This window comes from Priestia sp. JSM ZJ58, from assembly GCF_044383985.1.
Taxonomy (GTDB): Bacteria; Bacillota; Bacilli; order Bacillales; family Bacillaceae_H; genus Priestia; species Priestia zanthoxyli.
Genome location: NZ_JBISEM010000001.1, coordinates 61885 through 87338 on the forward strand (window position 1 = coordinate 61885; position 25454 = coordinate 87338).

Sequence of the window (25454 nt, forward strand, 5' to 3'; positions counted from 1 at the left end):
ATAATAGAGAAACAATCGGTGAACCAAGTGTTAGAGGAATTTTAATTAGGGGATTGATGTAAACGTGGCGCAGCTACTTAAGGTGCAAGATTATATTTCCCGTTATGAAAAAGACGTTTATCACTACACGTCTCAGTTTAATCATTTAAAAAAACATAATTGGAAGAAAGCAAAGCAATTGTTTGAACAAGGGCTATTACATGGCCCTCCTGTAAAAGAAGAAACAAAAGCTCAACGTTCATTTTTGCAAAAAGCAAAAGAGCGGTTTACAAGGAAAAAAGAAACGCTTGAAGTGGAAGAAGCGTTCTCTAGCGATAGCGTGGAAAATCAAGAGCTATTGAGGTTTACAACTCTTCCACAAACAGCGGAAGATTTGAAAATATTGTTTTTAGAAAATGTATTTGATCTTCAAATGAAATGGGCTACATCCACTTTATTTGAGTTCTCGCAAGCAGATCGTAAATATTACCATGATGAAGCTCTCCGTTATTTTATTCAGCGCTTTCCTGATACGTATCTCGTGATGTACAAGCCTGTTTTCCTGATTAATAAAGCTCCGGTAGAAGGGGATATCATTATTGTTACTCCAACGGAAACCCTCTGTATTTGTTTAATAGAAACATATAAAAGTGCTGTTTTTCAGTATTCAAAAGAAAATTTTTGGACAGAGTTAAGAGGAAGAGATCAAAAAAAGATATTAAATCCGTTAATTGGGTTAAATCGAATGGAGCAAATTGTCCGAAGTATCTATCGTACTCACGATATTGAACATAGCGTAAAGAAAATATTACTAAGCAGAAATGGATACATTGACTACGCTGCGGAGCCTTATCAGGTTGAATTTGTAGATGCTAGAAAGTATGAAGAATGGTTTTATGAACTTAGGAAATCTAAAGCGCCTTTAAAGTTTAAACAGATGAAAGCAGCTCAGGTACTGCTCGAACACAGCCAGAGTATTTATTTTGACCGGGAATTCGAAGCAGGTGAATAATCCGAACATTCATGCTATGAAAGTGCTTTCGTTTTTGCGTTTGCTACATATAATGCTACTAAAGAGGTAATTGGCATAAGGAGGAGAAAAGGATGACTGGTGATAATAAGTTTCAGGCTTATTTAGATCAAATAGATCGTATTACTGTTTTAGTTCCAACTTCTTATCATGAAGGTCAAATTGATTTTTTTGTGATTAAAGGTGCACAAATGCATGAGACCATCTCTATTGAAAACGTACATGAATTAGAAGGTTTTATCAAATATGAAGGTAAGGTTGAAGAGAGCATAGAAATTGGACATTCGTACGTTATCTGTGATAATCACGGGCAGAAAGTTCCGTTGCAGGTAGGGGCTGTTATACGAACAAAAGAGTTTGATGAAAGATTTTATTATAATCAAAATGATTTGGGTGCAGCCTTTTATTCAGATCATATTATGATAAAAGTCTGGGCCCCGACTGCATCAGCAGTGGTTTTAAAATTAATACATGCAAATAGCGGAGAAGAAGAACTGTACGTTATGACTCGTCAAAGAAAAGGCGTATGGGAAAAGGAACTTCCCTTAGATAAAGAAGGGTATTATTATCGATTTTTAATAGATGTAAACGGTCGGACAAATGAAGCGGTGGACCCTTATGCCGTTGCAGCTACAGCAAATAGTGAATACGGAGTTCTGATAAATCTTCATACAGCCTATGTTCATCCCCATGAAAAGCCGCCTTTCCTTCAGCCAACGGATGCCGTTATTTACGAAATGCATGTTCGAGACTTTTCTATTCATCCTTCAAGCGGGATAGAAAAAAAAGGTACGTACCTAGCTGTTACTGAATCAAGCGGTCAGCCAGGCAAACCAACAGGCCTCCATTATTTAAAAGAGCTAGGAGTGACCCATCTTGAATTTCTTCCTATTAACGACTTTGGCGGAGTAGATGAATTAAATCCTCATGCTTCTTATAATTGGGGGTATAATCCATTGTTGTTTAATGTGCCGGAAGGAAGCTACTCTGCTGACCCTTCAAATCCCACCACTCGTATTGTTGAAGTGAAGCAATTAATATCAACGCTTCATCAACAGGGATTCCGTGTTATTATAGATGTAGTTTATAATCACGTATTTGTACGAGAAGAATCACCTTTTGAAAAAATTGTTCCGGGCTATTATTTTCGACATGATGAGTTTGGGATGCCTTCGAACGGGACGGGAGTAGGAAATGATTTTGCTTCTGAACGGAAAATGGCGCAAAAGTTTATTATCGATTCAGTATTATTTTGGATAAAAGAGTACGATGTTGATGGTTTTCGTTTTGACCTCATGGGGATTTTAGATATAGAAACGATGAAAATCATTCGGGAAAAAATAAATGAAATTGATTCTACTATTTTGGTGTTTGGCGAAGGCTGGGATTTAAATACGCCTCTTCCCCACACTCAAAAAGCAATGATGGCGAATGCCCGCCAAACACCTCAAATCGGCTATTTTAATGACCGCTTTCGAGATTCTGTAAAAGGAAGCACGTTCGATGTGTATGAAAAAGGTTTTATCAGCGGGAATATTCATCAAAAAGAAGCAGTGCAATCTGTGATAGCGGGTAGCATTCTGGATAAAGAAGACAGTCCCGCTTTATTTATAAATCCAGCACAGTCAATTAATTATGTTGAATCACATGATAATCATACGCTGTGGGATAAGTTAACGAATTCAAACGGAGAAGAAGACGAAGACACTCGTAGAAGTCGTCATCGCCTTGCTACTGCTATTGTGCTTCTTTCACAAGGCATACCGTTTCTTCATAGTGGTCAAGAGTTTTACCGCACTAAAAAAGGCGTAGAGAACAGCTATAATTCACCCGATGATATTAATGCACTCGATTGGAATCGAAGAAGGGAATTTTCTTCTGATGTGAATTGGGTTCAAGAGCTGATTCGTATTCGCAAACAGCACGATGCATTTCGCTTGGGGGATGCTTCAGCGATTAGGCAGCATGTCTCTTTTCTAAACACGCCGAAATCCGTTATTGGCTATTGCTTATCAAACGTATTGGCTTACGATCCGTGGAAGAATATTATTGTGTTTTTTAATCAAGGCCTAATGGAAGAAAAAGTAGTTTTGCCAGAAGGACCATGGAAAATAGCACTTGATCATTGTAAAGTATATAAAAATGGGTATCCTACTATAGAGGATAATGCTATAAATGTTCCAAAGCTTAGCGTTCTTATTTTATTTCAAACGTAATTATTGTCTTCAACCACTTGACGAAAAAAGTGTGATGGAGATAATATTTATAAAGGATGGCTATTGATACATATCCTCAATAGCCGTCTTTTTTATTTACTAAGAAAATAACGTCATGATGTCTTAATAGATTGCTTTATTGAGTGAAATTTTTAAACGAAATGTGTGTGTTGAAATTGAAGGTGAATTGGTTGGAAGATATATTAGGAAGCGAATGGGAAATTACTCCTGCTGGCGGAGCGACAGGAGAAGCTTATTTTGCAAAATTTCAAGACCGAAAGCTTTTTTTAAAGCGTAATTCATCACCTTTTTTAGCAGTATTGTCAGCTGAAGGAATTGTACCGAAGCTCGTGTGGACAAGACGAATGGAAAATGGAGATGTGATCACAGCTCAGCACTGGCTAGATGGTCGAGAATTAAAACCAAAAGATATGAATTCGAGTCGAGTGACAGAATTGCTTAGTAAAATTCATCATTCAAACGAGTTATTAGATATGTTGAAAAGGTTAGGGAAAACACCGCTTCTTCCCGGAGACGTGCTAGCCGATATTCTAGAGAACGTGGACGAGCGACTTCAAAAAGAGAGTATTGTAGAGCAGGGAATCAGCTATTTACAAGCAGAGCTTCCGTCCATTCAGACAGATAAATATGTGGTATGTCACTGTGATGTGAACCACAATAACTGGATGCTTGGAGAGAATACGCAGCTATATTTAATCGATTGGGACGGAGCGATGATTGCAGATCCTGCTATTGATTTAGGTTTATTGCTTTATTGGTACATCAATCCATCTCAGTGGGAAGAATGGCTTGAGCATTATGGGGTTGAACTAACTGAGAACTTGAAAACGAGAATGAAGTGGTATGTGATAAGTCAAACCATTTTATTCATTGAATGGCATCGTTCGAAAAATGAACATTCTGAAATGAATTACTGGCTTGAATATCTTCGGATGTTGCTCGTCAACGACATTCAAGCACAGTAGCAAAGGTTATGACAAGGTAGATAGTTCTTGGACCCATTGTGATAAATTTTGTTGATTGGTTTGAATATGTTCGTCTAAATGAGCAGCACTTTTTGCATCTTGCGTGTATTTATAAACGTTTTGTAGTGTTGCTTGTACGTCTGTGCTAGCATATCCTTTTGCTAACATTGATTGAATTAAACGTTCAACCTGTTCACATTCCGCAACCGTTCCGCAGCAATCACTTTGATGATTAGATAAAATATCTTTTACTATATTCATTTGGTGTTCGGCATTTAAAGGCATTAAGCATCATCCTTTCTCGTATGATGCTCTTATTTTTTTCTATCTAAACACAATTATGCATGAAAATGTCGGTTGTTTCGAATAACCGACATTTTCAATGCGTCAAAATAAATTAAAGAGGTGCAACATGAGATTACGAAACAAACCTTGGGCAAAAGATAAAATTGCTGAAAATCCCCAATACGTGGTTCCAAATCCAGCGGAGTATAAAGGAAACTGGAAAGAAGTTTTTGGAAATGAAAATCCTCTTCATATTGAAGTAGGAACAGGAAAAGGCCAATTTTTAGTAGGGATGGCTAAACAAAATCCGCATATCAACTATATTGGAATTGAAATGTATGAAAGTGTCATCTTAAGTGCTCTAGAACGATTGATTGAAGAAGAGCTTCCAAATTTAAAGTTGTTGAATGTAGATGCTAACCATCTTAGTGAGTTTTTTGCAAAAAATGATGTGGGTCGCGTTTATCTCAATTTCTCTGATCCATGGCCAAAAAAGAGACATGCCAAGCGCCGCTTAACATACAAAACGTTCTTAAGCATGTATGAAAATCTGCTGGTTGATGGTGGAGAAATTCACTTTAAAACAGATAATCAAGGGCTATTTGAGTATTCATTGACAAGCTTTTCAGAATATGGACTTCTTCTCAAGTACATTAGCTTAGATTTGCATAAAAGCGATTTTGAAGGCAATGTTATGACGGAATATGAAGAGAAATTTTCACAAAAAGGCAGCCGCATTTACCGCTGTGAAGTAAAATACCTGAATGAAAAAGACTGAGTTCCTCAGTCTTTTTTTGTTCAAAAAGAGAAGGGGATAGTGATAAAATAAAAAGGAATATAATGGAGGTGTAAAATGGAAACGCTAACAATAGGCGAATTAAAAGTTACATGGCTTCGTGGAGGGAATAATCATTTAGATGGAGGGGCAATGTTTGGTGTTGTTCCAAAAGAGCTTTGGACAAAAAAATATCCCATTTCAGACGGGAATCGAATTCCCATGAGGACTGATCCTTTGCTCGTTCAAACTGAAAAACACCTCATGTTAATTGATGCAGGTATAGGAAATGGGATGTTGGATGAGAAAAAAAAGCGTCATTTTGGCGTAACGGAAGAATCATTTATTGCTGAAGACTTACAAAAGTTAGGGTTCACGTGCGAAGATATTACTCATATCATTATGACGCATCTCCACTTTGATCATGTGTCAGGCTTAACAAAATGTATCAACGGAAACTTTTCCTCTGCTTTTCCAAATGCAAGAATTTTTGTTAGTGACATCGAGTGGAATGAAATGAGGAATCCTAATATACGTTCTAAAAATACGTATTGGAAACAAAATTGGGAATTTATTCAGCATCAAGTAATAACATTTAGCGACAAAGATGAAATTGTGCCTGGAGTAACGGTTCATCATACCGGCGGTCACAGCGATGGTCATGCTGTAGTTATATTAAAAGGAAACAATGACATCTTAGTGCACATGGGCGATCTTTTGCCAACACATGCACATCAAAATGTCTTATGGGTAATGGCGTATGATGACTATCCAATGACTTCGATTGAACAAAAGCAGCAGTGGTTAGCTTATGCCTATGAGCATCAAGCTTGGCTAAGTTTTTATCATGATGCTTTTTATCGAGCTGTAAAATGGGATAACAAAGGAGAAATAGTTGACGAAATTAAACGGGTGTATTCAGCGTCAATTCAATAATAGCACCGCTTTTTTTATCAATGAAAAACTCGTAATGTTCCTGTTTTGCATCACGTGTTCTGATAATTCCACCTGTATAACCATAAAAAGAGAGACCATGCTTTTGAATGACCTTAGTCGTCGTTTCAATCCATGAGCCGTCGATTGCCCCATTTTGTTTAAAAGCGCTTTTAACAATCGTAAGGGCTTCCGATGAGGAAATTGACGACGTTCTTTTTTGAATAATATAAGCGCTTGCAAATCCGACTGCAGCTCCTGCTATTAGTTGAGTCCATTTCACGTTATTCACCTGCTTTTTAAGGATATGTTTTCATCATTATATCAAATTGTCGAATGCTTTGTTAAGTTGAGTCATAGAAGAGAAGGACGGAACTAGCAACTATTTCCGGTTTTCGATACAATAAAGAAAATGATACATAAAGGAGAGTATATATGAACAATGAAACGCTATCTCTATTTAAAACATTAACGGAGTTACCAGGTGCCGCTGGAAACGAACATCAAGTACGTTCATTTATGCGCTCGCAAATTGAACCCCTTGTAGATGAAGTCATTCAAGATGGGTTAGGAAGTTTATTCGGCGTTCGCTATAATGAAGAAAAAGGTCCTAAAGTAATGGTAGCAGGACATATGGACGAAGTAGGATTTATGGTTACGTCTGTAACTGATAAAGGAATGCTTCGTTTTCAAACTCTAGGAGGATGGTGGAGTCAAGTACTTCTAGCTCAACGCGTCCATGTTGTGACAAAAAAAGGTCCTATCACCGGCGTAATTGCTTCTACCCCTCCCCATTTATTAGACGAATCACAGCGCAACAAGCCAATGGCCATTAAAAATATGATGATTGATGTGGGCGCAGATAGCAAGCAGGAAGTAGCAGAAATGGGCATTCGTCCTGGCGATCAAATTGTACCGATTTGTCCGTTTACGCCAATGGCAAATGAAAAGAAAATACTGGCAAAAGCATGGGATAACCGCTATGGGTGCGGACTTGCGATTGAATTATTAAAAGAAGTAAAAAATGAAAAATTGCCAAATATCTTATATTCTGGAGCTACTGTTCAAGAAGAAGTAGGACTTCGCGGTGCTCAATCAGCTGCGAATATGATTAAACCGGATTTGTTTTATGCACTAGATGCTAGTCCTGCTAACGATACGTCAGGCGATAAAAATGCATTTGGACAATTAGGAAAAGGCGTATTACTTCGTATCTTTGACCGTACGATGGTCACACATAGAGGAATGAGAGAATTTATCTTAGATACAGCTGAGACAAACAGCATCCCTTATCAATACTTCGTTTCTCCAGGAGGTACGGATGCAGGGCGCGTTCATACTTCTAATAACGGAGTTCCTTCTGCAGTGATCGGCGTATGTTCACGTTATATTCATACCCATGCATCTATGATTCATGTGGATGACTATGCAGCTGCAAAAGAATTATTAGTCAAACTTGTACGCTCTACAGACCAAACAACGCTTGATACGATTAAACAAAACGGATAAAGAAGAACAAAGCAGCTGCTTTTGCGGTTGCTTTGTTTCATCATGACAGGAGAAAAAAATGAAAATTGCAATCGGAACGAAGAACCCAACAAAAGTAAATGCAGTAAAAAAAGTATTTGGAGATACTTTTACATATGTAGAGGTAGACGTGCAGTCCGGGGTGTCACCACAGCCTTTTTCTGATGAAGAAACCATCCAAGGAGCGATTAACCGCGCGCGTGCTGCTGTTAAAGAGACAGGTGCTGATATCGGCATTGGGCTCGAAGGAGGGGTGCAGGAAACACCTCATGGCTTATTCCTTTGCAATTGGGGAAGTCTTGTTACCTCTAAGGACCTTGAACCGATTTTAGGTGGAGGAGCTCGTATTCGGCTTCCTGAAGCGGTAGCCGACATGCTTCGTCATGATAAAAAAGAATTAGCCGAAGCTATGGAAATGTATACAAACCAAAAAAATATTCGAAAAAAAGAAGGAGCAATCGGCATTTTCACCAATGGGAATTTAGATCGGACTTCTATGTTTTATCAGGTTGTTTTAATGCTAAAAGGACAGCTAGATTTTAGGACAAATCAAGCTGTTCAATAGGAAATTCCTTTGTAACCCTTTATAATAGAAAAGCATCAGTGTATGATAGTTGCAACAACTCATATACTATGTTTTGATGTAGAAGGATTAAAAAATGTATGGGGCTTTAGCCGTTTAAATACGAAAGTAAAAGAAAAAGTGGAGGAAAGAAAAATGGAAAAAATGCAAACAATTGAACAATACAAAGAAGTCATTAAAGAGGGAAAGCATATCATGATGTTTTCAGCAGACTGGTGCCCAGATTGCCGAGTAATCGAGCCTGTGCTTCCAGAAATTGAGGCGAATCATAGCGAGTATACATTTCACTATGTGGATCGCGACGACTTTATCGATCTTTGTGCAGAATTAAGCATCTTTGGTATTCCAAGCTTTGTTGGTTACAGCAACGGAGAAGAAACAGGACGTTTTGTCAGCAAAGACCGTAAAACAAAAGAAGAAATTGAAGAGTTCATTAACGGCTTAAATGCATAAAACAAGTGAAGACTGATAGCGATAAATTGCTATCAGTCTTCATACATAAAAATGAGAAAAGGAGGCGTAAATATGGCGAAAATGAATAGTCAAAAGATGAGAAAGCTACTTGAAGAGCGATTAACGGGTGCGGATTGGTCATTTTTATTTGACCGTGAAAAAGATACGCTTCGCGTTGAACATAAGGAAACGAAAAAAGGTGTAACCATTTCTTTACCCGGGCTAATTGCAAAATGGGAAGAAAAAAAGGAAGCGGCTCTAGATGAAATGGTATATTATATAAAAGAAGCTCTTCGTGTTATGAACGATGAACAGCAGGTAACGGGAAAAGAAAAGCGCATTTATCCAGTTATTCGCTCAACGTCTTTTCCGGATAAATCGAATGAAGACGTGCCGTTGATTTATGATGAACATACAGCTGAAACACGCATTTATTATGCGCTTGATTTAGGCAATACATATCGTCTATTAGATGAGAAACTAATTCGTAAGGAAAATTTAGATCTATCCGCAGTGCGGGAAATGGCTAAATTTAATCTTCGCTCTTTGCCGATTTCACATAAAAAAGATACGGTAGCAGGCAATGACTTTTATTTTGTAAATCAGAACGATGGATACGATGCAAGCCGAATTCTTAACGAGGCATTTTTGCAAGATTTTGCTTCTAGTGTTTCGGGCACAATGGCTGTAGCAGTACCTCATCAAGATGTGCTGATTCTAGCTGATATCCAAAACGAAACGGGTTATGATATTCTTGCGCAAATGACCATGAGCTTTTTTGCAAGTGGACGTGTACCCATCACAGCTCTTTCATTTTTATACGAAAACGGTGAGCTAGAACCTATTTTTATTCTAGGAAAAAATCGCAGTAAAGGACGGGACTAATTATGAATCTTTTTTATAATAAAGAAGGTATCGGCGATACGTTAATCGTCAAGCTAGAAGATATTGCAATTGAAAATCGCACGTTTGAAACAAAAAGCGACGTTGTGCGTATCTTTGATCAAAAATCAAATACAACGGCTGGCTATAACATCTTTCATGCTTCTTCTAAGTTAAAAGTAGAGGGAAATGGTTCTCTTGAATTAACAGAAGAAATGGTGGAAGAAGTAAATCGTGTACTTAGCGAAAGCGGTTTTGAAGGTAAACTTGAAGTGGATTTATCTCCTAAGTTTGTAGTTGGATATGTTCAAGAAAAAGAAAAGCATCCAAATGCAGATAAGCTAAACATCTGTAAAGTAGATGTTGGCACAGAAACACTTCAAATTGTATGTGGAGCACCAAATGTAGACGCAGGTCAAAAAGTCGTCGTAGCAAAAGTAGGAGCGGTTATGCCAAGCGGTATGATCATTAAAGATGCAGAGCTGCGCGGTGTACCTTCTTCAGGCATGATTTGCTCTGCTAAAGAGCTGGCGCTTCCGAACGCTCCTCAAGAAAAAGGGATTTTAGTACTTGAAGACAAATATGAAGTAGGTCAGCCTTTTCAAGCATAAAAGCAGGGTGTGATACTAATTTATAGGGCAAAAGCAGGATGTTTTTTTACACGTATATTTCAAAGCGTTACAGTTGCTGAAAAGCAATTGTCAATTCTTAAAAAGGTTTGATAAAATTAAAAGCCACTAGTCTAGACTAGTGGCTTTTTTCGCGTTTAATTATGAGTGCTAATTAAACATGAAAAAATATTTTTGCAAAGAGGAATTTTACTGTATAAATAAGGGAAGCAAAATAGTAGATTTTATAGTAAGAGTTCAAGCATACGTGATAGAATGATAAATGAAAAGATAGTATATATATCCATCTCAGAGAATACTTTGAGGCCAAAGGTAAATAAAGGATGCATGGATAGCTTTTTGTAGATGTCGCAGCACTGCGATATAAGAGGCTAAACGAAGTAAGATAGTCTGATAGAAAGAGTGATAAAAATGGGTTTTGTACGAAAAGTAATGGATTATTTACTAGGATACGAAGTGAAAGAAATCGTTGTAGACGAACATGGAAATACAACGGAAGAATACCCTTTAAATAGAGAAAAAACAATTCCTAAAAAGAAGGCTACTAAGCCTAAACAAATGCAGTCAGTTCATCAAAAGCCAGTGATGAAAGCAGCGCCAAAACCTTCTGTTCCACACTCGGCCAGAACGCAAAAGCGGAATTACAGTGAAGAGCAGCAAGATGTTCATACAAAAGTAGCTTATCAATACCCAAAAGGAACGTTTCGTTTCCCTTTAATTGATGATACGGGAGAAGCAAAAAAGGCAGCAGCTCCTAAAAATGAACCAAGGCCTGTAGCAAAAAAGGCACCGGCTCCGTTTTATCAAGAGCCTGTTCGCAAGTCGGCGCTAACGCAGCCTAAGTCAGTATCTCAGCCGTTAAAAGCGGTATCTGAAAAGAAAGAAGCGATTCCGCAAGTAAGAAAACGTCCGTTCCGTCCGACTGAAATCCCTTCACCTGTTTATGGGTTTAATAAGCGGCCTTCTAATGTTGTACAAAACGGAAGTGAGGAAGTAGTAGAATATGAGCTTCCGAGTACACAGTTATCAAAAGCAGCGTTTGAAGATGAAATTTACCGACGAGCGATGAATACGTCTGTTGTAGAGCCGTTAAGAAAACCAGTTTCTAAGCCTATAGCGGAAGAAGCACAGATTCAAGAAACGGAAGAAATGATGCAACTGTCTTCTCAGCGTTTTGCTCAGTGGAAGCAATATGAGGAAAATCAAAAAGAGAAGATATCATTTCCTGAAGAAAAGCCAAGTTCTTCAGTAGCCGTAAAAGAACAGGAAGAGGTTCCAACTTTTGAAGAATCACATGCGGTCGAACCGTTAGTGGCAAAAGAGAAAGCTACCGACTGGGATTTGGCGGAAGAAACAGCAGTAGCTGAAGAGGCTCCAATTTCAAAGGAAACGCCTCCGTTTGAATCATCCGTTTCTTTCCAACAAGAGATCGGAAATGAAGCTGAAGAGGCAGGAGCAGAAACGTTGATGGAAGAAAGCCCAGCGTTTTTACAAGCAGAAGAAGTAGAAGCACTAAAGCCTAGAAAGAGAGAAGAAGTTCCAGCCGCTGAAAAAGAAAGTCACGTCATTCTAGAAGAGCCAACAAACAGTGTTCATGTTGAAGCAGAACATGAGCTGAATTCTGAAAGTTTACATCCATCGCAACCCGCAGCTGATGAATGGCAACCAGAAGCGGTATCCGCTGTTGTGCACCGAGAGCTTGAAAATTCAGTGATAAAAGAGGAAGAGAGCAGGATGCAAGAAAGTCAAGAGTTACAAGGACAAGTACAGCAAGAGTCAGCTGTAGAACCTCTTGTACCTGCAGAACAGCCAGGGAATGCTGAACGAGCTCGCGGTAAGCGATTAGTGCCTTTTAACGTAATGATGCTGAAAAAAGACCGCACGAAGATGGATAACAGCGCTCGAGAAAAAAGTCAGTCGTCCCAAGGTTCATACCAAAGGCAGGAGGCAGAAGCTCTGCAAAAAAAAACGGAAGTAAGTAGGCAAGAAGAAGTTCACGGTGAAAAAACCGAAGAAGTGGTTCCGCAGGCTTCATTAAAATCTGAAGAACCTGTAAATGTAAAAGCTTCTTCTCCTTATGCATTTCCTGGAATGAACTTGCTTAACATTCCTCCAGCTGCTATTGAAGAAGATAATCAATGGGCGGATGAGCAGCGTGAGCTTTTGGATATGACATTAAAAAACTTTAACGTTCGAGCTAAGGTCGTAAACGTCACGCAAGGTCCTACCGTAACCAGATTTGAAGTACATCCTGAGCCCGGTGTGAAAGTGAACAAAATTACGAATTTAACAGATGATATTAAACTGAGCCTAGCCGCGCGTGATATTCGAATTGAAGCGCCAATTCCAGGGAAAAATACGATTGGAATTGAAGTGCCAAATCGTCAAAGTAAGCCGGTGTTAATTCGCGAAATTTTGAGGCATCCTTCTTTTAGAAAAGATAACTCTCCTTTAACGGTGGCGTTAGGGTTAGATATTTCAGGAACGCCGGTTGTGACTGACTTGAACAAAATGCCTCACGGTTTAATTGCTGGAGCGACGGGGTCTGGTAAAAGTGTGTGTATTAATACCATTATCGTCAGCTTGCTTTATAAAGCTGCGCCACACGAAGTCAAGCTTATGTTAATTGACCCTAAAATGGTTGAGCTAGCTCCTTACAACGGCATTCCGCATTTAGTCAGCCCGGTTATCACGGATGCGAAAGCAGCTACTACAGCTTTAAAGTGGGCAGTAGAGGAAATGGAGCGCCGTTACGAACTGTTTGCACATGCGGGCGTACGTGATATTACAAAATACAACGAACGTGTAAAAGAACATAATGAAAAAAGCGGGGAGCTGCCGTATCTAGTTATTATTATTGATGAACTTGCCGACTTGATGATGGTATCTCCAGGGGAAGTAGAGGAAGCTATTTGCCGTATTGCACAAAAGGCAAGAGCGTGTGGCATTCACTTATTGCTTGCAACGCAGCGTCCTTCCGTAGATGTTATTACAGGCTTAATTAAAGCAAATGTGCCAACGCGTATCGCATTTTCTGTTTCTTCGCAAGTTGATTCACGTACAATTATCGACACAGGAGGAGCAGAGAAGCTATTAGGTAAAGGTGATATGCTGCTTCTTGAAAACGGATCTTCTAAAAGCGTTCGAATTCAAGGGAACTTTGTTTCAGATGAAGAAATTGATCGCGTTGTAGATCATGTCAAAAAGCAAATGAAGCCAACATACTTATTTGATCAAGAAGATTTGTTGAAAAAGCAGCAAAGCTTTGCTTCAAATGAAGAAGATGAGCTTTTCTATGAAGCATGCGAGTTTGTGCTAGACCAAGGCGGTGCATCTACTTCCAGTCTGCAAAGACGCTTCAGAATGGGGTACAATCGCGCAGCGCGCCTAATTGATATGATGGAGCAGCAAGGAATTATTTCAGAAGCAAGAGGAAGCAAGCCGAGAGATGTGCTCATTACCGAAAACGAGCTTCAGGAAATGGAAAGTCAAACAGCCACTTCTACATTTTAAGCTGTTTTTCTGCATGTAGGTTAAAAAAAGAGGCTATGCAAAATCAGCAGGATACAGCTTTATGTGAGCTAACGCTCTGTCACTGTATCCGCCGCCTCTTTTTTTCCTGCTTTAAGTTCGTTTATACAGAATTTGAGTAGGGATTTTGGAAGAAATCCATCAGGAAAAAAAGGAAAAGGTTTGTCAGAACTAGTAAAATGATTTACTATATGTAAGGATAATGTGTGTTTTGCTTTTTTAGCATGTGATAGTTTGCTATCATTTCTCACCAGCTGAAACATATGAGCTGAAGGCGTTTAAAGAGGACAAACCAAAATAATTAGAGTACGAGTGAAGAGTAATGACAGAAGAAAATCATGAACTGATTAACTTTAATGAAATTCGTGAACAAAAGCAGCTTCAGTCTGATAATGCTATTTGCGACTTTTACAATCAATATTTCTTTTTTGTGAACCGCTATACGAATATACGAGAAAAAGTGCGGGCTTCACATCTATTTAAAGAGTTAGTAAACTTGCCTCATGAGGCGGCTCTATCTGATTCCCATGAACAATTATTTTTTCAGTGGTTTGCATTTGAATATGTAACCATTCAGGGGAAAACCCTGCTGCAGCTGTTTTTAGCTGATCAGGCGAAGCAGAAAACAGAGTCGTTTTTAATTCAAGGAGCCTTTTTTTTGACGAGTGTACTAGAGCCAATTATTGTGTCTAAAGTACCTAATTCGTTTTTCTTAAAAGGATATACCCCATTGACAAATGAGCAGGTTATCATCAAAGATGTAAGAGGAAGATTTGCAAATTTAGAGGAACAACAAGTAATTTGGATTCGAAAAATAAAATCAATCGGATATGACGTGTTAATTGACTCTTTCTTTTTAGGACATAAACAACGCATTGAACAATTAGTAACCCAATATAATGACAAAAAAAATGCAATGACATGGCGATCGTTTTTAAAACAGCAGGCTATATACTATGTGATGAAGCCAAAATAAAAGGCCGTTTCGCAAGGGAAGAGAGTAGAAATGGAGTCATGGAGTTATGTTATAAGAAGTGATATAATGTACGAATGTTATCGTGAAATCAGCAATCAAACGACATTTATATACGTTTGTAAGAGCAATTCTAGATAACCGTCATATACTGTCTTACAGATAGACGAATGTTGGAGGTTCTTTATATGACAGTTTACCATTTTGTAGGTATTAAAGGAACAGGAATGAGTGCGCTTGCGCAAATCCTAAACGATATGGGCTTTCAAGTTCAAGGATCGGATATTGAAAAAGAAATTTTTACGCAAAAAGCACTAGAACAGCAGGGAATTCCTGTTTTACCATTTGATAAAAATAATATTAAAGACGGCATGACTGTAATTGCAGGAAATGCTTTTCCTGATACGCATGAAGAAATTGCAGAAGCAGCTTCAAAAGAAGGAGTCAAGCTTGTACGCTATCACCGTTTCTTAGGTGACTTTATGAAACAGTATACGAGTGTAGCCGTAACAGGAGCACACGGAAAAACATCCACAACGGGTATGTTAGCGCATGTGATTCAAGGAGCTGAACCTACTTCATATTTAATTGGAGACGGTACGGGTAAAGGTGTAAAAGACAGCAAGTATTTTGCGTTTGAGGCATGTGAGTATCGCCGCCACTTCTTATCTTATACGCCAGACTATGCAATTATGACGAATATTGATTTTGATCACCCTGATTATTTTGCCAATATCGATGATGTATTTAGCGCGTTCCAAGAGATGGCACTTCAAGTCAAAAAAGGAATTATTGCCTGTGGAGACGATGAACATCTGCAGCAAATTCAAGCGAAGGTACCTGTTCTTTATTACGGATTAGGCGAAGAAAATGATTTCCAAGCACGTAATATCGTAAAAAGCACAACAGGCACAACATTTGACGTGTTCGTTCGAAATACATTCCACGCATCATTTGAGATTCCAGGGTATGGCGATCATAACATCTTAAATGCACTTTCCGTTATTGCACTTTGTCATTATGAAGAAATTGACGTTGCTGTGCTGCAAGAGCGTTTTAAAACATATCAAGGTGTAAAGCGTCGTTTCAGCGAAAAGAACGTTGGCAAACAAGTGCTAATCGATGATTATGCACACCATCCAACGGAAATTAATGCAACGATTTCAGCTGCTCGTCAAAAGTATCCAAACCGTGAAGTTGTGGCTGTTTTCCAACCGCATACGTTTACGCGTACACAAACGTTCTTAGAGGACTTTGCAGCAAGCTTACAGCACGCTGATAAAGTATATCTATGTGACATTTTTGGATCAGCCCGTGAGCATCAAGGTAAATTATCAATTGAAGATCTACGAAGCAAAATCAGCGGAGCTGAATTAATTAATGAAGAAACAATTGAATCGTTAAAAGACCATAATGAAGCTGTATTAGTATTTATGGGTGCTGGAGACATTCAAAAGTTTGAAAAACTATATCAGCAAACCGTATCATAAAAAAAAGGCACTCTCCTGAGTGCCTTTTTTTTATTTCAAAACTCATTTTAAATTTTCAGGGTTTAACGCTTTTAATTCTTCAATGACAAATAGCCCGTCTTTACGAATCAACACGTCATCGAAATAAATCTCACCGCCACCGTATTCTGGGCGCTGAATCATCACCATATCCCAGTGAATATTTGACTTGTTTCCGTTATACGCATCTTCGTAGCACTCGCCAGGAGTGAAGTGGAAGCTTCCGTCAATTTTTTCATCAAATAAAATGTCTTGCATTGGATGTTGAATATACGGATTTACGCCAATCGCAAATTCGCCAACAAAACGAGCGCCTTCATCTGTATCAAAAATGCCGTTGATGCGTTCTGTATCATTAGCGGTTGCTTCAACAATTTTACCGTTTTTAAATGTTAAGGATACATTCTCAAACGTAAAGCCTTGATAGTTAGAAGGAGTGTTGTAAGAAATTGTTCCGTTTACAGAATCACGTACAGGAGCCGTGTATACTTCACCGTCCGGAATATTCATTTCTCCGGCACACTTCACTGCAGGAATATCTTTAATAGAGAACGTTAAGTCTGTATTCTCACCCGTTAAACGCACTTTGTCCGTACGGTTCATGAGCTCAACTAAAGCATCCATCGCTTTGCTCATTTTGCCATAGTCTAAGTTGCATACATCGAAATAAAAATCTTCAAATGCTTCTGTACTCATTTTAGCAAGCTGCGCCATTGAATCGTTTGGGTAGCGAAGAACGACCCATTTTGTTTTTGGAACGCGAATTTCTCTATGTACTTTTTTACCGATCGTATTCCCTTGGATTTTCATTTTATCTGCCGGAACATCTGATTGTTCAAAAATGTTTGAACCAGAACGTAAGCCAATATAAGCATCCATTTCTTTCATCACATTTGCTTCGAAGTCTGCCATCATATTGTACTGCTCTTCTTGTGCACCGTTTAAAAGAGCTCGGTCTACCGAATGATCTTTTAGCAGTACAAACGGGTAGCCACCGGCCTTGTACGCTTCATCTACAAGTGCTGTCACAAGCTCGCGCTGAAGTCCAAAGTTTTCGATTAATACTTTTTCTCCTTTTTGAAGGCGAACAGAATAATTAATTAAATTTTTAGCTAATGTTGCAATTCTAGGGTCTTTCATAAATAGTGCCTCCTTAAAATAACAATGATTGATGATTCACTTTCTATTGTACCCCACTGAGCTTATTTTGTTTGTTTTTATGCTTTAAAATCCTTTTTTTCTTTAGGAAGGGAAATAACTCATATATCGCGAAATAATGTAGCAATCTTCCCTTTTTATGAATAAATGCAGAGAGAATATGGTAAAGTTAAAGAGTCTATAGGGAATAGAAGGTTTAATTGTTTATAAAATTGGGAAAGTAGTTATAACAAGAGAGATGAAAATAGGAGGTGCCTTGCACAGATGGTTATTATTCTTTATTTAAGCGCTGCTATTGTTGCCATTGCGATTTTTTACCTGGTGGTTTCCGTGTCAAAAACATTGAAATCCGTTCAGCACACATTAAATTCAGTGGCAGGTACTTTAGACGGTGTAGAAAAGCAAATGACAGGAATCACAGCTGAAACAACTGCACTTTTACATAAGACTAATCTGTTAGCTGAAGATATTCAGCGTAAATCCGAAGCGCTGAACACAGTCGTGGATTCTGTTAAAGGCGTAGGTGACTCAATCCAAGACCTAAATAAGTCGATTAAAAGCGTATCATCAAGCGTTTCAGAGAAAGTAGAAGAAAATAAAGAAACTGTTGCTCAAGTCGTTCAATGGAGCAATGTTGCATTAGACGTATGGGAACGTATAAAATTAAGAAAACAGAAAAAAATTGACGCGGAGCCCGTACCTGTTGAAGTAAAAGAAAAAGCGGTTCAACGCTCACGCTCATTTTCATAAGGATGAACTTTAAAGGAGGAGACGCATATGTCAAACAAACCAAATAAACCAAACAACACTTCAAATAAAGGCTTTTTAGTAGGAACAGTGATTGGAGGAGTTGTAGGAGCTGCAACGGCATTATTACTTGCTCCAAAATCAGGTAAAGAGTTCCGTTCGGATTTAAATGAGCAGGCAGCTTACGTTCGTTTAAAAACAGAGCAAGCGAAAAACAGCGCTGTTGAAAAAGGACAAGGGTTTGCTCAAACGGCTAAAGAAAAAACGGCTGGTTTATCACAAACATTATCTGAGCAATCTTCACAAGTAGTGGACAAAGTGAAAAACTTCCGTAAAGTAGATCCTGAACACGAAGCATTACCTCCAACGAGCTTAGAAGTGCTTGCTGATGAAGTGGAGTCTCAAAGCAACGAAGACGTTCAACAGAAGCTAACAGAAGCTCAAAAAGCATTAGATGAAGTGGAAAGCACAGTGCCACGACCATAATAAAGAATCAAAAGCGTTTACCCTATAGGGTGAACGCTTTTTTTGTATGTAATTTAGGTTGGGTAACGGCAAGTAAATGTTAGTTTCATCAGAGGGATTTTAATTTAACAAGTTCTTTTCTTTCTATGCTGAAAATAACTTCACCTTATAAATAAATTCATTAGCATTATACATAAAGCTGAGCACTCTTTTTGTATGGAAACGGTCAAACCATGTAAACTTAAGAGTAAGTACAGAAAGGGTGAAAAAAATGAAAAAGATTTCAACAGTTGAAGAGTTCGAACAAGTTATTAAGGAAAACCATCGCTTTTTATTTTTAAAGCACAGCACGACGTGTCCAATTAGTGCAGCTGGTCATGAGGCATTTTCAGCGTTTGCTTCTAGTCATGAAGACATTCCTTCTTATTATCTTCATGTGCAAGATTCACGAGACGTATCCAACTATATTGCTGAAACGTATGAAGTGAAGCATGAATCACCTCAAGCGCTTCTGTTTGAAGATGGAAAAGTGAAGTGGCACGCTTCTCACTGGAACATTAACGAAGAAGAATTAGCGAAAAATGTAGCTCATTAATTGAAAGAGGCTGGGACAAAAGCAGTTTAGATGAAGGAAGATCCGAACGATTAATCGTTCGGTTTTTTTTGTAAGCTGATTGCGGTTTCATCCACTTTTTCGTACAATAGATGTAGTTTAGCACATAAAAGCAGAGAAGCCCCTTACATATATCCTCCATCACCTATCATCTTATGTAGTAACCCTGCTAAACGGATTTTTTAAAATCAGTGAAAGGGTGGACGTACATGACGAATTCAGATCTTCAGCATTTGCGATCTCAAATTGACGAAGTAAATATGAAACTGTTAAAGCTTATTAATGAGCGAGGCGAGCTTGTTCAAGAAATAGGAAAGTTAAAAGGAATGCAGTCAACCAAACGGTTTGACCCTGTTCGTGAACGAGCAATGCTTGATGCGATTTTAAGCAAGAATGAAGGACCGTTTCAAACATCTACGCTTCAACATATTTTCAAAGAGATTTTCAAAGCTCATTTAGAGCTTCAAGAAGATGATCATCGTAAAGCACTTCTTGTATCCCGTAAAAAGAAGCCGGAAAATACAATCGTTACGGTAAAAGGAGAAACAATTGGTGACGGACTTCAGCGTTTTGTAGCAGGACCTTGTTCCGTTGAAAGCTATGAGCAAGTAGCAGCCGTAGCAAAAGCTGTAAAGCAGCAGGGTGTGGGGATGCTTAGAGGCGGAGCCTACAAGCCAAGAACATCTCCTTATGATTTTCAAGGCCTTGGCTTAGAAGGACTACAAATTTTAAAAAGAGTAGCTGACGAATATGATTTAGCCGTTATTAGTGAAATTGTCGACCCCGCTGATATTGAAACAGCTGTAGAATACGTAGATGTGATTCAAATTGGTGCTCGTAATATGCAAAATTTTGAGCTGTTAAAAGAAGCGGGTGCGGTGAAGAAGCCTGTCTTATTAAAGCGGGGCTTAGCCGCTACGATTGATGAGTTTATTAATGCTGCTGAATACATTGTATCAAAAGGAAATGATCAGCTGATTTTGTGTGAACGAGGAATTCGTACGTATGAGCGAGCAACGCGAAATACGCTGGATATTTCAGCCGTTCCCATTTTAAAACAAGAAACTCATTTACCTGTTTTAGTCGACGTCACGCATTCAACAGGAAGACGAGATTTGCTTGTTCCAACGGCTAAAGCGGCTCTTGCCATTGGTGCGGATGGAATTATGGCAGAAGTTCATCCAGATCCGGCGGTAGCACTTTCTGACTCAGCTCAGCAAATGGATATTCCGCAATTTACAGAATTTATGAAGCAGCTAAAACCTATATGTAACTTAAATTTATAAAAAAACGTAAAAAAGAAAAATTCGTATACTTTTATGACAAGTTTGAGGCACTTAATGGTTTCAAGCTTGTTTGCCTTTCGTTATAATAAAGATAAGCGAAATTATCACGTATTTTGAAAACAGTCGATAACTTTTGTCAAAATAGGAAAGAATAAGTGCAAATCCAAAAAACAAGAATTTATGAAATTCTCGTGAAACTTGTCGGAAAAAGGCGGTAAATACGTTGCGGTGAAGCACATAGTATCGTATAGTAGTTACAGATATTCGCTATCATTCTGTGAGTGCATATGATATAAATTCGCGATTCACTTTTTTTATTTACTTACTATACACCGTCTTTTACATTGTTACATATAAACTGGTAAAATTGTCTTTGCACACGTAATAATAAGGGCATAACAGGAATGATTTAGATGCATACAGGGTATCTAAGCTGTATGTAAGAGTGAAGGAGCTAGAAATAGCCATTCTATAAAGGAAGATGGATTTATATACGTAAATACAAGAAATGAAATAAGGATAAAATAAACGAAATGTTTTTCGATAAGGAGTGTTTGTTGTGAACGTAACAATTTATGATGTAGCAAGGGAAGCAAGCGTGTCAATGGCAACGGTTTCTCGTGTGGTAAACGGAAATCCAAATGTAAAACCATCAACTAGAAAAAAAGTATTAGAAACAATTGAAAGACTAGGCTATCGTCCGAACGCAGTAGCGCGTGGATTAGCCAGTAAAAAAACAACGACAGTAGGAGTTATCATTCCTGATATTTCAAATATTTTCTATGCAGAGTTAGCGCGTGGAATCGAAGATATTGCAACAATGTACAAGTATAATATCATCTTAAGTAACTCCGACCAAAATCAAGATAAAGAACTTCATCTTTTAAATAACATGCTTGGTAAACAAGTAGACGGAATCATCTTCATGAGTGGGAATGTAACGGAAGAACACGTAGAAGAGTTAAAAAAATCACCGGTTCCAGTTGTACTTGCAGCATCAATCGAATCAACTAACCAAATCCCATCTGTAACTATTGATTATGAACAAGCAGCTTTTGATGCAGTGCAATCACTAATTGACAGCGGTCATAAAAATATTGCATTCGTTTCAGGTACGCTAGAAGAACCGATCAATCATGCGAAAAAAGTAAAAGGGTACAAGCGTGCTCTTACTGAAAGCGGATTGCCTGTACGCGATTCTTATATTGTAGAAGGAGACTACACGTACGATTCAGGTATTGAAGCAGTTGAAAAACTATTAGAAGAAGATGAAAAGCCAACTGCTATTTTCGTTGGAACGGATGAAATGGCATTAGGCGTTATTCACGGGGCACAAGATCGCGGGTTGAATGTACCAAACGATCTAGAAGTTATCGGTTTTGATAACACAAGACTTTCAACAATGGTTCGTCCTCAGTTAACATCTGTTGTACAGCCAATGTATGATATTGGTGCAGTAGCGATGCGTCTCTTAACGAAATACATGAACAAAGAAACGGTAGACAGCAGCATTGTACAGCTTCCTCACCGCATCGAGTTCAGACAATCAACAAAATAATACCTGTGAATGAATAAGAACGAATCCAAAGTTCAGACACGGGGAGATAGAATATGAAAAAAATTGATATGCTCACACCTATAGGGATACTAATTGGTATCTCTATGGTTGTGTTTGGGGTTATTTCAAGTGGAGGAATGAGCGGTTTTTTAGCTTTTATTGATGTGCCATCGATTTTAATTGTACTGGGAGGCGTTTTTGGTACGCTGTGCGTGAGCTTTCCGTTAAAACAATTAAAAAATATGGGAAGAGTAGGGAAACAAGCGTTTCAATCGAAAGAAATAAACGTAGAAGAAATTGTAGGAACATTTGTACATTTATCGGAAAAAGCGCGTCGAGAAGGGCTTCTATCGTTAGAAGCAGAGCTTGAACAAATCGATGATTCATTTGTGAAAAAAGGTATTTTGCTAGCCATTGATGGAGTAGAACCAGAAATGATTCGAGAGCTGCTTGAAGCTGAAATAGCTGCAGTAGAAGAAAGACATACGAGAGGTCGAAGTATGTTTGAAAAAGCAGGCGATTATGCCCCCGCTTGGGGAATGATTGGGACGCTCGTTGGGCTAGTGCTAATGCTTAAAAGCCTTAATACCCCTTCATCGCTTGGGCCTAACATGGCAATTGCTCTTTTAACGACTTTCTACGGGGCGCTGCTTTCAAACTTGTTTTTTCAGCCAATCGCAGCTAAATTAGCTGGTAAAACGGAGCATGAGCTTTTTGTTAAAGAAGTGATTATTGAAGGTGTCATCGGCTTGCAGGCGGGGCAAAAGTCTCGCTTTGTGCAAGCAAAGCTAAAAGTATTTGCCCCTGTTGAAAAACGAAAGCTGGAAGAAAAGAGAGAACACGTTCGTGAAGCGTAGAAGAAAAAGGTATTCGGCACAGTCGCCAAAATGGATGGTAACATTTGCTGATTTGGTGACGTTAATATTAGTTTTTTTTATTTTACTATTTTCAATGTCTAGCGTTGATAATCAAAAGTTTCAGACCGTTGTCAATTCGCTTACAAGCGGTGGCTCATTAGCTTCTGTAGAAAAGAGCCAGCAGTCTCAAAAGCTGGATAACATTTTAGCGAAAGTGCAAAATTACCTGAAGGAAAATAAGCTTCAGAATGTTATTACTGCTAAGCGAGATGAACGCGGAGTTGTGCTTATTTTACAAGAACAGGTGCTGTTTGAAACAGGACAGGCAGACATTTTGAAGAAAGGTACCCCTTTCCTGGATGAATTAGGAAGGTTATTCAGTACTATTCCAAATGATATTAAAGTAGAAGGTCATACCGATAATCGACCTATTCACACCTATCGTTATCCATCTAATTGGGAACTATCGGCAGCGCGTGCCAGCGGCGTCATACGTTATTTAACGAACCACTTTTCTCTTTCTGCTAACCGCTTTGAAGCACTTGGATACGGAGATACAAAGCCGCTTGTTCCGAACACGTCTAATGACAATTTACAAAAAAATAGACGCGTCGAAATTATTATTTCAGATCCCGAAGCACAGTGAAAAAGGCCATACGTTTGTATAGCCTTTTTTTAAGAATGAGATGTATGAGAACGAATAGGATAAAGAGCGCGCTCAAGAGTTTGAGCGTTTTTTTCTGTTATTTCTGGTTTTCTTGGAATTGGCTGATAGATATTAGGTTCATCATCCCACTGCGTGCAAATGGGGTGAGGCGATACTTTTGTCCATTTTTCAAGCCATGATAGAGGAAGCATGCCTTCTGCCTTTCGTTCAATCATTTCAAGCCAAATGAATGACCAAGCCCGAGGAACAACCCGCCAAATATCATAACCTCCTCCGCCAACCGCAATCCATCTTCCCTGACAGTATTCATGGGCAATTTCATGAGCAATTTTAGGAATCTCACGGTATATTTTCGTGGTGCCGCATAAATGAGTGAGCGGATCGTAATAATGAGAATCGGCTCCATTTTGTGTCAAGATAACATCTGGTTTAAAAAAAGCAGCTACTTCTTTTAAAGAGGTCTTATAAACGTCGAGCCAAGACTCATCTTCCGTATAAGCATCAACAGGCACATTAAATGAATAACCATAGCCTTCACTGTGCCCGCGTTCGTTAACGTTTCCCGTGCCTGGAAACAAGTAGCGTCCCGTTTCATGAATGGAAAGAGTACAAACGGAAGGATCGTCATAAAATGTCCATTGCACGCCGTCACCATGGTGAGCATCTGTATCGACATAGAGGACGCGCGCGTTGTACTTTTGCTGCATATATTTGATGGCTACCGCGCTATCGTTATAAATACAGAAGCCGGAAGCTTTTCCTCGAAAGCCGTGGTGCAATCCTCCTCCTAAATTTAGAGCATGCTTAGCTTTTCCAGTCATCACATAATCTACAGCCGTAAGTGTACCCCCAACTAAAAACGCACTGGCTTCATGCATGTTGGGAAACATAGGTGTATCTTCTGTTCCAAGACCAAAATCTGCTGCTTTTTCAACAGAAAGCTCGCCGCTTCCTGCTAATTTTACCGCTTGAATATAGCTAGTATCATGGACAAGCTGAAGTTCTTCATCAGATGCCATCCGCGGTAATACAATATCTTGATTGCCTAAAGCGCCAAATTCCCGTAACAGTTCATATGTTAGTTGAACACGAAGCTGGTTAAACGGATGATTATTGCTGAATTTGTACGAAAGAATATCATCTGAATAAATAAATACAGCATTACTAGTCATTACGTCATCTCCGGTAATTTAGGCCATAGCACCTCATAGCCGTTTTCTTTTAATGTATTTATACTAATCAATGGATTAATAGCTTGAATGCGAAGCACAAGGATTTTATATCGTTCATCTACATCAGGGTAGACAAGTACGCTTAAGATGTTTGTTCTCTTTGAACCAAAGAGGGATGTAACTTCAGCGAGCACGCCAGCCTTATTTTCTACTTTTATTTCAATTTGTGAACCTGGCTTATTAGTGCCGGTAAGCTGAATAAACGTATGTAGTAGATCTCTTTCGGTAACAACTCCTACTAACCGCTTGTTTTTTGTGACGGGAATACAACCGATTTGGTGTTCATAAAAAATGCTTGCAATTTCTTCAACAAAATCAAGAGGGTGAGCTGTAATGACTTCTGTTTTCATAATCATCCGCACGGGTTCGGATAGAAGAGCAGATGTATAAGTATTATCTAAAATAGATGGACTTGCATCTCTTACGTCTCGATCAGAAATGATGCCAACTACGTGATGAAGGTCATTAACGATAGGAATATGTCTAATCTTATGTGTATCTAAAAGTTTCATAGCTTCAGCAATCGTATGGTCGGGGGTTAAGGTAACGAGATCGGTTTTCATCATCTCTTCAACAATCAT

At 38.7% G+C, this 25454-nt stretch carries 25 protein-coding genes; 20 read left to right on the plus strand and 5 right to left on the minus strand.

The window, feature by feature from the left end:
• The first annotated feature begins 64 nt into the window (after nt 1-64).
• The 3 genes from ACH6EI_RS00325 to ACH6EI_RS00335 all read left to right on the plus strand — a co-directional run bounded on the left by ACH6EI_RS00325 (nt 65) and on the right by ACH6EI_RS00335 (nt 4211).
• Nucleotides 65-991, plus strand: a complete 927-nt coding sequence (locus ACH6EI_RS00325; RefSeq protein ID WP_028411831.1) for a hypothetical protein — start codon at nt 65-67, stop codon at nt 989-991.
• Nucleotides 992-1083: 92 nt separating this feature from the next.
• The gene (pulA, locus tag ACH6EI_RS00330) at nt 1084-3225 is read left to right on the plus strand and encodes a type I pullulanase (RefSeq protein ID WP_098999245.1); all 2142 of its coding nucleotides are present in this window, start codon (nt 1084-1086) and stop codon (nt 3223-3225) included.
• A gap of 161 nt (nt 3226-3386) precedes the next feature.
• Nucleotides 3387-4211, plus strand: a complete 825-nt coding sequence (locus ACH6EI_RS00335) for a phosphotransferase family protein (RefSeq protein ID WP_176344694.1) — start codon at nt 3387-3389, stop codon at nt 4209-4211.
• Nucleotides 4212-4217: 6 nt separating this feature from the next.
• Here ACH6EI_RS00335 and ACH6EI_RS00340 read toward each other — a convergent pair whose 3' ends face one another.
• Nucleotides 4218-4496: a YtzH-like family protein gene (locus ACH6EI_RS00340; protein ID WP_028411828.1), complete on the minus strand. Its 279-nt coding sequence runs from the start codon at nt 4494-4496 to the stop codon at nt 4218-4220.
• Between the two features lie 127 nt (nt 4497-4623).
• Here ACH6EI_RS00340 and trmB point away from each other — a divergent pair, with 127 nt between their 5' ends.
• Entirely contained in the window at nt 4624-5274 is a 651-nt protein-coding gene (gene trmB / locus ACH6EI_RS00345; RefSeq protein ID WP_028411827.1) for a tRNA (guanosine(46)-N7)-methyltransferase TrmB, read from the plus strand.
• Nucleotides 5275-5349: 75 nt separating this feature from the next.
• The gene (locus ACH6EI_RS00350; protein ID WP_028411826.1) at nt 5350-6207 is read left to right on the plus strand and encodes a YtnP family quorum-quenching lactonase; all 858 of its coding nucleotides are present in this window, start codon (nt 5350-5352) and stop codon (nt 6205-6207) included.
• Here the strand turns inward: ACH6EI_RS00350 and ACH6EI_RS00355 are convergent.
• Complete coding sequence (locus tag ACH6EI_RS00355; RefSeq protein WP_028411825.1) at nt 6176-6487, minus strand: PepSY domain-containing protein; 312 nt, start codon at nt 6485-6487, stop codon at nt 6176-6178. The two genes, ACH6EI_RS00350 and ACH6EI_RS00355, sit on opposite strands and share 32 nt — an antisense overlap.
• A 152-nt stretch (nt 6488-6639) precedes the next feature.
• Here ACH6EI_RS00355 and ACH6EI_RS00360 point away from each other — a divergent pair, with 152 nt between their 5' ends.
• The 8 genes from ACH6EI_RS00360 (at nt 6640) to murC (ending at nt 16272) form a co-directional block, all read left to right on the plus strand.
• Entirely contained in the window at nt 6640-7713 is a 1074-nt protein-coding gene (locus ACH6EI_RS00360) for a M42 family metallopeptidase (protein ID WP_099331327.1), read from the plus strand.
• Between the two features lie 58 nt (nt 7714-7771).
• Nucleotides 7772-8296 (plus strand): DUF84 family protein, encoded by a 525-nt coding sequence (locus ACH6EI_RS00365; protein WP_028411824.1) that lies wholly within the window; start codon nt 7772-7774, stop codon nt 8294-8296.
• A 153-nt stretch (nt 8297-8449) separates the two neighbouring features.
• A complete protein-coding gene (locus ACH6EI_RS00370) occupies nt 8450-8767 on the plus strand; it encodes a thioredoxin family protein (protein ID WP_028411823.1) in 318 nt (105 codons plus the stop codon).
• 72 nt (nt 8768-8839) lie between these two features.
• Nucleotides 8840-9652, plus strand: a complete 813-nt coding sequence (locus ACH6EI_RS00375) for a DUF1444 domain-containing protein (RefSeq protein ID WP_080754456.1) — start codon at nt 8840-8842, stop codon at nt 9650-9652.
• A gap of 2 nt (nt 9653-9654) precedes the next feature.
• Nucleotides 9655-10260 (plus strand): YtpR family tRNA-binding protein, encoded by a 606-nt coding sequence (gene ytpR / locus ACH6EI_RS00380; RefSeq protein WP_028411821.1) that lies wholly within the window; start codon nt 9655-9657, stop codon nt 10258-10260.
• Nucleotides 10261-10689: 429 nt separating this feature from the next.
• Nucleotides 10690-13791 (plus strand): DNA translocase FtsK, encoded by a 3102-nt coding sequence (locus ACH6EI_RS00385; RefSeq protein WP_028411820.1) that lies wholly within the window; start codon nt 10690-10692, stop codon nt 13789-13791.
• Nucleotides 13792-14131: 340 nt separating this feature from the next.
• On the plus strand, nt 14132-14785 hold the full coding sequence (locus ACH6EI_RS00390; RefSeq protein WP_028411819.1) for a hypothetical protein: 654 nt from the start codon (nt 14132-14134) through the stop codon (nt 14783-14785).
• Between the two features lie 185 nt (nt 14786-14970).
• Nucleotides 14971-16272 carry a UDP-N-acetylmuramate--L-alanine ligase gene (murC, locus tag ACH6EI_RS00395; RefSeq protein WP_013059499.1) on the plus strand — a complete coding sequence of 434 codons (1302 nt, stop codon included), beginning with the start codon at nt 14971-14973 and terminating at the stop codon, nt 16270-16272.
• 42 nt (nt 16273-16314) lie between these two features.
• Here murC and ACH6EI_RS00400 read toward each other — a convergent pair whose 3' ends face one another.
• A complete protein-coding gene (locus tag ACH6EI_RS00400; RefSeq protein ID WP_028411818.1) occupies nt 16315-17430 on the minus strand; it encodes an aminopeptidase in 1116 nt (371 codons plus the stop codon).
• Nucleotides 17431-17712: 282 nt separating this feature from the next.
• Here ACH6EI_RS00400 and ACH6EI_RS00405 point away from each other — a divergent pair, with 282 nt between their 5' ends.
• The 7 genes from ACH6EI_RS00405 (at nt 17713) to motS (ending at nt 23620) form a co-directional block, all read left to right on the plus strand.
• Nucleotides 17713-18198, plus strand: a complete 486-nt coding sequence (locus tag ACH6EI_RS00405) for a DUF948 domain-containing protein (RefSeq protein ID WP_028411817.1) — start codon at nt 17713-17715, stop codon at nt 18196-18198.
• Between the two features lie 27 nt (nt 18199-18225).
• Nucleotides 18226-18681 carry a YtxH domain-containing protein gene (locus ACH6EI_RS00410; protein WP_013059496.1) on the plus strand — a complete coding sequence of 152 codons (456 nt, stop codon included), beginning with the start codon at nt 18226-18228 and terminating at the stop codon, nt 18679-18681.
• A gap of 250 nt (nt 18682-18931) precedes the next feature.
• Nucleotides 18932-19255 (plus strand): bacillithiol system redox-active protein YtxJ, encoded by a 324-nt coding sequence (gene ytxJ, locus ACH6EI_RS00415; protein WP_028411816.1) that lies wholly within the window; start codon nt 18932-18934, stop codon nt 19253-19255.
• A 227-nt stretch (nt 19256-19482) separates the two neighbouring features.
• A complete protein-coding gene (locus ACH6EI_RS00420; protein ID WP_028411815.1) occupies nt 19483-20559 on the plus strand; it encodes a bifunctional 3-deoxy-7-phosphoheptulonate synthase/chorismate mutase in 1077 nt (358 codons plus the stop codon).
• Between the two features lie 559 nt (nt 20560-21118).
• Entirely contained in the window at nt 21119-22117 is a 999-nt protein-coding gene (gene ccpA, locus ACH6EI_RS00425) for a catabolite control protein A (RefSeq protein ID WP_013059493.1), read from the plus strand.
• Between the two features lie 53 nt (nt 22118-22170).
• On the plus strand, nt 22171-22974 hold the full coding sequence (gene motP, locus ACH6EI_RS00430; RefSeq protein WP_028411814.1) for a flagellar motor protein MotP: 804 nt from the start codon (nt 22171-22173) through the stop codon (nt 22972-22974).
• Nucleotides 22964-23620 (plus strand): flagellar motor protein MotS, encoded by a 657-nt coding sequence (gene motS, locus ACH6EI_RS00435; protein WP_028411813.1) that lies wholly within the window; start codon nt 22964-22966, stop codon nt 23618-23620. Before motP ends, motS begins: the two co-directional genes overlap by 11 nt.
• A gap of 29 nt (nt 23621-23649) precedes the next feature.
• Here motS and ACH6EI_RS00440 read toward each other — a convergent pair whose 3' ends face one another.
• Together ACH6EI_RS00440 and ACH6EI_RS00445 are read right to left on the minus strand one after the other, a co-directional pair.
• Nucleotides 23650-24813 (minus strand): acetoin utilization protein AcuC, encoded by a 1164-nt coding sequence (locus ACH6EI_RS00440; protein WP_028411812.1) that lies wholly within the window; start codon nt 24811-24813, stop codon nt 23650-23652.
• Nucleotides 24813-25454 carry an acetoin utilization AcuB family protein gene (locus tag ACH6EI_RS00445; protein ID WP_028411811.1) on the minus strand — a complete coding sequence of 214 codons (642 nt, stop codon included), beginning with the start codon at nt 25452-25454 and terminating at the stop codon, nt 24813-24815. The genes ACH6EI_RS00440 and ACH6EI_RS00445 overlap by 1 nt, the downstream gene beginning before the upstream one ends.